This window comes from Clostridium sp. UBA4395, from assembly GCF_002390995.1.
GTDB lineage: Bacteria > Bacillota > Clostridia > Clostridiales > Clostridiaceae > Clostridium_J > Clostridium_J sulfidigenes.
In genome coordinates, this window is record NZ_DGRF01000016.1 from 137,562 (window position 1) to 144,051 (window position 6,490).

The window sequence follows — 6,490 nt, forward strand, 5'->3', positions numbered from 1 at the left end:
TGAAACTAAGAACTCTGTTTATTTGAAAAAGGTGAGGAGTAAAGGTCAATGATGAAATTTATTACCGAAGAGTATTTGAGAGATTTATATCGAAAAGAACCTTTTAATACCTACAAGTTACAGCAAGGACAGCGCCTTACACCTGGAGCAGCTCAATATTTGTCTGATAAGAGAATAACAATGAATAATAATGATTCTAAAAAAGATAAAAATGTTTCTCAAGAAAATAAGACTGAAGCAGTAAAACCAGAGAGAAACACTAATTTATATTTGAAGAAACTTTGTTGTAAGTTGAAATCTATGGAGGCAGTATTTCTTGTTACTAGTAGTGAAATATTAAGAGAAGATATCATTTTAGCACAAAATGTTATGAATTTAGGTAGAAAAATATCAAACATCAGAAATGTTGTGGAAGGAAAAGGTGTTCTTGAGCCTATTTGCTGCAAAGAATGCACTGGAATTAATCCATTAAATTTCATGACTGACCTTGATGATTGTTTTGAAATAACAGAATTTCATATGCAGCTTGAAAAAAGCAATGCAATTTTAAAAATGAACGCACTACGTTGTGATATGCGAGAATTACAATTTGATATAATTGATACCTACAAAAATGATGATGACGGTTTAAAAAATAGAATTATGGAGAACACTAATTCAATAATTAATTCGCTGTCTCAATTGATTTGTTCAGCAGTAGGAGGAAAAGAATGTCAAAGAAAAACTTAACTTTTGAATATTGTGATAAGATGGTTCAAGATTTTGAAGAGGTTATAGAAAAGCCAATCCTTAATGGATCTTCTGTTTATTATACAGGTGTGGACTTAGGTACTGCTTGTGTAGTATTGGCTGTTTTAGATGAAAACTATAAGCCAGTGGCTGGTGCATATAGGTATGCAGATGTGGTTCGTGATGGTATGGTTGTAGACTATATTGGTGCCATAAGAATTGTTAGAGAACTTAAGCAGGAAATTGAGGAAAAATTGAATACAGAGCTTCTTTATGCAGCTGCTGCAATTCCACCTGGAACGGATGCTTTAGATTCTGGAGCAATTAAAAACGTAGTTCAGTCAGCAGGATTTGAATTGACAAATCTGTTAGATGAACCTACTGCTGCCAATGCTGTACTTAAAATTGAAAATGGTGCAGTTGTTGATATCGGTGGTGGTACAACTGGAATATCAATTTTAAAAGATGGAAAGGTTGTTTATGTTGTTGATGAACCAACAGGAGGTACTCATTTCTCATTAGTTATTTCTGGTGCTTATGGAATGCCCTTTAAAGAGGCAGATAAGTTTAAAAGAGATAATGAAAACCACAAGGAAATTTTACCTGTGTTAAAGCCAGTAGTTGAAAAGGTGTCATCAATTATTAACCAGCATATCAAGAATCATGATGTGAATGAAATTTCTTTAGTTGGTGGTACTTGTTGTTTGACTGGAATTGAAGAGATTATTCAGAAACAGACTGGAGTTTATACTCACAAACCTAAGAATCCTATGTTTGTTACACCACTTGGAATAGCATTAAGTTGTACACAAGATATTATGGAATAATAAGGAGAGTGTTTAAAAGTGGATTTTAGAATTATAAAATCACCTTCCCAGAGCACTAAAGATATTCTTATAAGACGAATTGGTGGAAATTGTAAAACCAAATTAGACGGTGTTGATGCAATAGGACTTGTTCAAGGCAAACTTATCGATATGATATATGCTACAGATATTGCTGAGAAAAGTGCTGGTGTCACTGTTGAAGATATAAAGGGCACATGTCCCCAACATATGGTTTTAATTGGAATTTTTGGCGACACATCATCAGTTGAATCTGCAATAAATGAGATTAAACTGAAAATGAAAGAAGGAAAAACAATATGATAGTAGCAAGACTTATTGATAATGTATGGGCAACTAGAAAAGCTGAATCACTTAACGGACTTAAGTTTATGCTTGCTGAGGAAATTGGTGGAGTAGATGAAGGACGTAGATTTATTGTTGTTGATAATATCAGTGCAGGTATTGGTGATAGAGTTATCGTTAGTACTGGATCATCTGCTCGTAGAATGTTAGGCGATGATAATATACCTGTAGATGCAGTTGTTGTTGGAATAGTTGATAATGATTGTAACTTTGGTTAAACACAATCTTTCTTAAAAATAATCATAGGATTTTAGGTTTTTTATAGATACCAATATTATTTGAAAGGAAGTGAAAATATGAAAAAATTAATCTGTGCAAAAGATATTGAACAATTAATATTAAAGGGTGAAAAAGTATTTTATATAGATGGTAGTGAAATAGTTACACCATCAGCTAAGGATCTTGCAAAGAACAATGAAATACTATTTACTACAGAAGCTCCTGCACCTAAGGTAGAGACTTTAGAAGCTAAAAAGGTCCCAAGCATAGAAGGTATGGATAGTGAAATGATGCTTAATTTCTTCAGAGCAATGATGGACAAGGGTCTTTTACAAGAAATGCTTGAATGCTTAAAACCAAAGAATCTTCTATTTGAAGCTGAAAGTGATCCTAATGGACTTAAAGTTGTTAGAGGAAAAACAGTAAAAATGGACGTATTCGACACTGGAAATCCAAATGCAAAAGCTTATTTTCAAGAGTTAGTAAGCAAAGAAGAATCAAAAATGAGTGCTGGATTTTTAGTTATTGAAAATTCAAAATTTGATTGGGAATTAACTTATGAAGAGATTGACTATGTTATCGAGGGAACTTTAACAGTTGAAATCAATGGAAAAACATATACAGCTCATGCTGGAGATGTGCTATTTGTTCCATCTGGTTCTAAAGTAGTTTGGGGTTCTCCAGATAAAGCAAGGGTATTCTACACAACATATCCAGCTAACTGGGCAGATCTTTTATAAATTAGGGGGATTGACCTATGCAAGCACTTGGTTTAATAGAAACAAAAGGATTACTTGCATCTATTGAGGCAGCTGACACAATGGTGAAATCCGCAGATGTAAGTATTATTGAAAAGACCTATGTAGGTGGCGGTCTTGTTACAATTGCAGTTACAGGTGATGTAGGTGCAGTAAAAGCAGCTATAGAAGCTGGAGTAGCAGCTGTTAAAAATCTTAATGAAGAAGCTTTAGTATCAGAACATGTAATTCCACGTCCTCATGAGGAGTTGGAAAGCATAATTGGATCTAAATCTTCAGTGGAAACTCAAGAGGCTTTAGTATCTGATGAAAAAGTTGAAGAACCTGAAGAGATTCAAGAGACTCAGCAGATCCAAGATGCAGAAGACTTAGAAGTTGTAGAAGAAATTCAAAATAGTGATGCTTTAGACAATGATTTAGATAAACTTCATAAAGGGAGTTTAGAGAATCTACATAAAGATGATGTAGATAATTTAGTTATTAAAAATGGTATTGAAAAAACCGTTTTAATATTATCTAAGCTAAAGGTAGTTAAGCTTAGAAATCTAGCTCGTGAATATAAAGATTTTGGAATTACAGGTAGAGTAATTTCAAAAGCAGGTAAAAATCAATTACTTGCTAAATTCAAGTTGTATTACGAGAAAAATTAGATATTGTAAGGTTTACGAAAGGAAGTAATGACCAATGGAGAACTTTGATAAAGATTTACGTTCAATACAAGAAGCGAGAGATCTTGCTAGACTTGGAAAGGTAGCAGCTAATAAAATTGCTGATTATACTGAAGAGCAAATCGACAAAATTTTACGTAACATGGTTAGAGTTGCAGAAGAAAATGCAGTTTGTTTAGCACAAATGGCAGTTGAAGAAACTGGTTTTGGTAAAGTTGAAGATAAAACTTTTAAAAACCATTTAGCAGCTACTATACTATATGAATCAATTAAAGATATGAAAACTATCGATATAATTAGAGAAGATGAGGTAAACAAGCTAATAGAGATTGCTGAGCCGGTTGGTTTAGTTATGGGTATAGTACCTTCAACAAACCCAACTTCTACTGCTATTTTTAAAGCTATGATTTCAATTAAATCTCGTAATGCTATAGTATTCTCACCACACCCATCTGCTGCAAAATGTACAATTGAAGCAGCTCAATTAATGCACGATGCAGCTGTTGAAGCTGGTGCACCAGAGAATGTTATAACATGTGTAACTTCACCTTCAATTGGAGCTACAAATGAGTTAATGAAAAGCAAAGAAGTTGCTATAATAATAGCTACAGGTGGTCCAGGAATGGTTAAAGCTGCTTACAGTGCAGGAAAACCAGCTCTAGGTGTTGGTGCAGGAAACTCTCCAGCATACATAGAAAAAACTGCCAACATAGAACAAGCTGTTAGAAATATTATGGCAAGTAAAACTTTTGATAATGGTACAATCTGTGCATCAGAACAATCAATAATCTGTGAAGAATGTAATGAAGCTGCAGTTATTCAAGAGTTCAAAAAGCATGGTGGATACTTCATGACTAAAGAAGAAACTGATAAAGTTTGTAAATTATTATTCAAAAATGGACATGCAATGAATGCTAAATTTGTAGGAAGAAGTCCACAAGTTATTGCAAGTGCTGCAGGAATTGAAATTCCTCAAGGAACTAAAGTACTTATAGGAAGACAAAATGGAGTAGGTGAAGGTAATCCATTATCATTTGAAAAACTTACAACAGTTCTTGGATTCTATACAGTAAAAGATTGTTACCAAGCATGTGATTTAAGTATTGAATTACTTCAAAATGGAATTGGTCACACAATGAGTATCCATACTGAAAATAAAGATATAGTTATGAAGTTTGCTAAAAAGCCAGCTTCTCGTATCCTTGTTAACACTGGTGGAACACAAGGTGGAACAGGTGCAAGCACAGGTCTTAATCCTTCATTCACTTTAGGTTGTGGTACATGGGGAGGAAGCTCAGTATCTGAAAATGTTACTCCTGAGCACCTTATAAACATTAAGAGAGTTGCTTATGGTTTAAAAGATTGCGCAACATTAGCATCTAATGACCCAACTTTCAACTGTATAAAAACTGCTGAGAATTGTCACAGCGTACAAAATCAACTTATGAATATGAGTCCAGCTCAAATTGCAGCAGCTGCAGCGGCTTTAAATAAAGATAACGCTTGCGTTAACAATACTAATACTTGCACTGAATGCAATACTGATAGCACAAAAAATGAAGAGATTTTAGACTTAGTTAACCAAATAGTTGCCGCTATGAAAGGGGCAAACTAATGGATAATTGTGAAGCAGTATTAAAGCTTTTACTAGAAGCTGTGAAAAACGATGGACAAAAAACTGCATGTCAGGGAAATTCATCTGAGATTCCAGTAGGAGTTTCCAATAGACATGTACATCTTTCACAAAAGGATTTAGAGAGTCTTTTTGGTGCAGATTACAGTCTTACAAAACTTAAAGACTTATCTCAACCAGGTCAATATGCATGCAAGGAACTTGTAACAATTTGCGGACCAAAAGGTGCAATCGAGAAAGTTAGAATCCTTGGACCTGTAAGAAGTAAGACTCAAGTTGAAGTATTAAATGGAGATTGCATTAAACTTGGAGCAGCATCAAATGTAAGACTATCTGGAGATTTAAGTAGAACACCTGGAATTACATTAGTAGGACCAAAAGGTTCAGTTCAAATTGAAGAAGGCTTAGTAGTTGCTCAAAGACATATTCACATGACACCTGAAGATGCTAAAAACTTAGGAGTTTGTGATGGAGATATAGTATCTATAAAATTTGACGATTTAAGAGGCGGAATATATAGTAATGTAGCTATTAGAGCTAATGATGCTTCAAAACTTGAATGTCATCTTGATATAGAAGAAGCTAATGCAATGGGCATTAACTCAAAATCAAAAATAACAATTGTAAAGTAAAAAAGTAACAAAATAAGTGGTTATAATTAAAAATTATAATATAAATAAAAGATATTTAGGAGGATTATAAAATGAAATACGATGCATTAGGAATGATAGAAACAAAAGGTTTAGTAGGATCAATTGAGGCAGCTGACGCTATGGTTAAAGCAGCTAACGTATATTTAATAGGTAAAGAATATGTTGGAGGCGGACTTGTAACTGTTATGGTTAGAGGAGATGTTGGAGCTGTTAAAGCTGCTACAGATGCTGGAGCTGCTGCTGCACAACGTGTTGGAGAATTAGTATCAGTTCACGTAATCCCACGTCCACATTCTGAGGTTGAAGTAATTCTTCCATCTTCTAAAGAAGTTGCAAAATAGGATTTTAATTACATTGTAAAAAATAAAAACGTCGCTAAAGGTAATTTAGCGGCGTTTTCTTTTTTGATAAAAATAATATACTATTTATTACTTATATTAATCATGAGTAAAGGTTAATAGAAACGCAGGAGTTAAAATTATTTGTACATTAAGAAAATATGGAAATTTATTAGTATATTATTATATCAAGTTATGGACAATGGTTCTAATATTATCATTTTTGAATATTATTTTAATATTAAAGTTTAATTGAGAATTATAAAATTTAAGCTTAAAACCGTTGAATGAAAAACTAACTT

9 protein-coding genes are annotated in these 6,490 nt (G+C 33.3%); all 9 read left to right on the top strand.

The window, feature by feature from the left end:
• The first annotated feature begins 48 nt into the window (after window positions 1-48).
• The 9 genes from B2694_RS01555 to eutM all read left to right on the top strand — a co-directional run bounded on the left by B2694_RS01555 (window position 49) and on the right by eutM (window position 6,191).
• Window positions 49-729, top strand: a complete 681-nt coding sequence (locus B2694_RS01555; RefSeq protein ID WP_346884266.1) for a cobalamin adenosyltransferase — start codon at window positions 49-51, stop codon at window positions 727-729.
• Window positions 711-1,556: an ethanolamine utilization protein EutJ gene (gene eutJ / locus B2694_RS01560; protein WP_346884267.1), complete on the top strand. Its 846-nt coding sequence runs from the start codon at window positions 711-713 to the stop codon at window positions 1,554-1,556. Before B2694_RS01555 ends, eutJ begins: the two co-directional genes overlap by 19 nt.
• A gap of 18 nt (window positions 1,557-1,574) precedes the next feature.
• Window positions 1,575-1,877: a BMC domain-containing protein gene (locus B2694_RS01565; RefSeq protein WP_035134867.1), complete on the top strand. Its 303-nt coding sequence runs from the start codon at window positions 1,575-1,577 to the stop codon at window positions 1,875-1,877.
• The gene (locus B2694_RS01570) at window positions 1,874-2,137 is read left to right on the top strand and encodes a EutN/CcmL family microcompartment protein (protein ID WP_035134869.1); all 264 of its coding nucleotides are present in this window, start codon (window positions 1,874-1,876) and stop codon (window positions 2,135-2,137) included. The genes B2694_RS01565 and B2694_RS01570 overlap by 4 nt, the downstream gene beginning before the upstream one ends.
• Window positions 2,138-2,215: 78 nt before the next feature.
• Window positions 2,216-2,878 (top strand): cupin domain-containing protein, encoded by a 663-nt coding sequence (locus B2694_RS01575; protein WP_346884268.1) that lies wholly within the window; start codon window positions 2,216-2,218, stop codon window positions 2,876-2,878.
• A gap of 17 nt (window positions 2,879-2,895) precedes the next feature.
• Window positions 2,896-3,546 (top strand): BMC domain-containing protein, encoded by a 651-nt coding sequence (locus B2694_RS01580; RefSeq protein WP_346884269.1) that lies wholly within the window; start codon window positions 2,896-2,898, stop codon window positions 3,544-3,546.
• 34 nt (window positions 3,547-3,580) lie between these two features.
• Window positions 3,581-5,179 (top strand): acetaldehyde dehydrogenase (acetylating), encoded by a 1,599-nt coding sequence (locus B2694_RS01585; protein WP_346884270.1) that lies wholly within the window; start codon window positions 3,581-3,583, stop codon window positions 5,177-5,179.
• Window positions 5,179-5,829, top strand: coding sequence for a phosphate propanoyltransferase (locus tag B2694_RS01590; protein ID WP_346884271.1), 651 nt, complete (start codon window positions 5,179-5,181; stop codon window positions 5,827-5,829). Before B2694_RS01585 ends, B2694_RS01590 begins: the two co-directional genes overlap by 1 nt.
• Before the next feature lie 71 nt (window positions 5,830-5,900).
• The gene (gene eutM, locus B2694_RS01595) at window positions 5,901-6,191 is read left to right on the top strand and encodes an ethanolamine utilization microcompartment protein EutM (protein WP_003358305.1); all 291 of its coding nucleotides are present in this window, start codon (window positions 5,901-5,903) and stop codon (window positions 6,189-6,191) included.
• The last annotated feature ends 299 nt before the right edge of the window (window positions 6,192-6,490 follow it).

Excerpts from the sequence above, each read along its gene's own strand:
- B2694_RS01575 (WP_346884268.1), top strand. The coding sequence starts at position 2,216 with ATGAAAAAATTAATCTGTGCAAAAGATATTGAACAATTAATATTAAAG.
- B2694_RS01555 (WP_346884266.1), top strand. The coding sequence starts at position 49 with ATGATGAAATTTATTACCGAAGAGTATTTGAGAGATTTATATCGAAAA.
- B2694_RS01585 (WP_346884270.1), top strand. The coding sequence starts at position 3,581 with ATGGAGAACTTTGATAAAGATTTACGTTCAATACAAGAAGCGAGAGAT.
- B2694_RS01570 (WP_035134869.1), top strand. The coding sequence starts at position 1,874 with ATGATAGTAGCAAGACTTATTGATAATGTATGGGCAACTAGAAAAGCT.
- eutM (WP_003358305.1), top strand. The coding sequence starts at position 5,901 with ATGAAATACGATGCATTAGGAATGATAGAAACAAAAGGTTTAGTAGGA.
- eutJ (WP_346884267.1), top strand. The coding sequence starts at position 711 with ATGTCAAAGAAAAACTTAACTTTTGAATATTGTGATAAGATGGTTCAA.
- B2694_RS01580 (WP_346884269.1), top strand. The coding sequence starts at position 2,896 with ATGCAAGCACTTGGTTTAATAGAAACAAAAGGATTACTTGCATCTATT.
- B2694_RS01590 (WP_346884271.1), top strand. The coding sequence starts at position 5,179 with ATGGATAATTGTGAAGCAGTATTAAAGCTTTTACTAGAAGCTGTGAAA.